This is a genomic window from Actinomadura rugatobispora, assembly GCF_042656285.1.
GTDB lineage: Bacteria > Actinomycetota > Actinomycetes > Streptosporangiales > Streptosporangiaceae > Spirillospora > Spirillospora rugatobispora.
This window is the reverse complement of sequence record NZ_JBHSON010000300.1, coordinates 1-607: the sequence shown is the minus strand read 5'-3', so window position 1 is coordinate 607 and position 607 is coordinate 1. Positions and strand designations below refer to the sequence as shown.

At 68.5% G+C, this 607-nt stretch carries 1 protein-coding gene; it reads right to left on the bottom strand.

Annotation, left to right across the window (positions count from 1 at the left end; all coding sequences use genetic code 11):
- On the bottom strand, window positions 1-607 hold a 607-nt coding region (locus ACFPZN_RS56495; RefSeq protein WP_465252320.1), incomplete at both ends, for a DNA-directed RNA polymerase subunit beta.

Sequence of the window (607 nt, the reverse complement as noted above, 5' to 3'; positions counted from 1 at the left end):
GCGGCCGAGCACGTCGTCGGACTTGATGGTCAGCAGCTCCTGGAGCGCGTAGGCGGCGCCGTAGGCCTCCAGCGCCCAGACCTCCATCTCACCGAACCGCTGCCCGCCGAACTGGGCCTTACCGCCCAGCGGCTGCTGGGTGATCATGGAGTACGGGCCGGTCGAGCGGGCGTGGATCTTGTCGTCGACCAGGTGGTGCAGCTTGAGGATGTAGATGTAGCCGACCGAGATCGGGTACGGGAAGGGCTCCCCGGACCGGCCGTCGAACAGCTGCGCCTTGCCGCTGGGCAGCACCATCCGGCCGCCGTCGCGGTTGACGAGCGTGTTGTCCAGCAGGCCGATGATCTCCTCTTCGCTGGCACCGTCGAAGACCGGGGTGGCGACGTTGGTGTGCGGTTCGACGCGGTCGAAGCCCTTTTCGCGCAGCTGCTCGGCCCACTGCTCCTCGACGCCGCTGATGTCCCAGCCCTGGGCGGCGATCCATCCCAGGTGGGTCTCCAGGACCTGGCCGACGTTCATCCGGCCGGGCACGCCCAGCGGGTTCAGGACGATGTCGACCGGGGTGCCGTCCTCCAGGAACGGCATGTCCTCGACCGGCAGCACCTTG